The 897-nt window shown below is 65.2% G+C and carries 2 protein-coding genes; both read left to right on the top strand.

Annotated features, from left to right (window positions below; translation table 11 throughout):
- Positions 1-102 precede the first annotated feature (102 nt).
- Positions 103-363: a hypothetical protein gene (locus K206_RS0136915; protein WP_020207200.1), complete on the top strand. Its 261-nt coding sequence runs from the start codon at positions 103-105 to the stop codon at positions 361-363.
- A 76-nt stretch (positions 364-439) separates the two neighbouring features.
- Positions 440-897: hypothetical protein (locus K206_RS0136910; protein WP_020207199.1), on the top strand; the 458-nt coding region annotated here is incomplete at its 3' end.

Raw genomic sequence — 897 nt, 5'->3', positions numbered from 1 at the left:
AATGGCGTGCAGGCGTTCGCGCCTACCACGCACGGCGGCGCACACCCACGGCTGTCACGGCACCCGCCGCGACGCTGATGGTCTGAGCCAGGAGGAACCGACATGGACCCGATCCTGGCTGCGCTCCCCGCCTCGCTGCTGAAGCTCGTTGAAGGCAGTTTGTCCAACGACGAAGTTTCCTCCGACGAGGAAATGCTGGGGTACTTCATCGACAACGGCCTCACCGAGGAGCAGGCACGGCAGGCACTGACCTACCGCGACCAGTACCTCAACAACATCTACCTGGACGGCTTCACGCCGATCACCGCGGTGGACGAGGTACTTCACTTCAATCCGCACACCCGGCAGTTCGAGCCGGACTGAGCGATTTTCTTCCACCCCCTGGGGCAGTACATGCCCCAGCGGGCGGTGCTGTTCCCGCTTATCCGAGGACACCACCATGCCCGCAAACACTTCTTCCACGCTGTACCGCATCGACGAATGCCCGGATGTGATGGCCGACGCCTGCGTCGGCGATGACCAGGGCAACCTGATCTTCTTGTCGATCTGGGCGCGGGACACCGCCGTCCAGCAGTTCCTCGCTCGCCTGACCCTCGGGCGCGACGAGCAGGGACTGGACCAGTTTCACGTCATCACCGACCAGGGCGGCAGCGTCCCGGTGTTCATCGGCAACGTCGATCGCCTGGAGAAGCGCATCACCCGCGCCTACCGGCGAACGCTGTTCGGTTCGCTGTCCAACGTGTGGCTGTTCGACCGGCGCTGCGTCAAGCCCGACAAGGCCAACGCCAGCGCGCTGGCATTGCTGCCACGCGACAGCGCCCACCGGCTCGACCGCCTGTGGACGCTGGTGCGGGACACGTGCCCGTTGCCGCTACTCGACCACTGGCGCGAGACCGT

This window comes from Cupriavidus sp. WS (genome assembly GCF_000395345.1).
Lineage (GTDB): Bacteria > Pseudomonadota > Gammaproteobacteria > Burkholderiales > Burkholderiaceae > Cupriavidus > Cupriavidus basilensis_B.
The sequence above is the reverse complement of the archived record's forward strand: the minus strand, read 5'-3'. Positions and strand labels throughout refer to the sequence as shown.

Bases quoted from the DNA above. Each gene is read 5' to 3' on its own strand.
- K206_RS0136915 (WP_020207200.1), top strand. From the start codon at position 103: ATGGACCCGATCCTGGCTGCGCTCCCCGCCTCGCTGCTGAAGCTCGTT.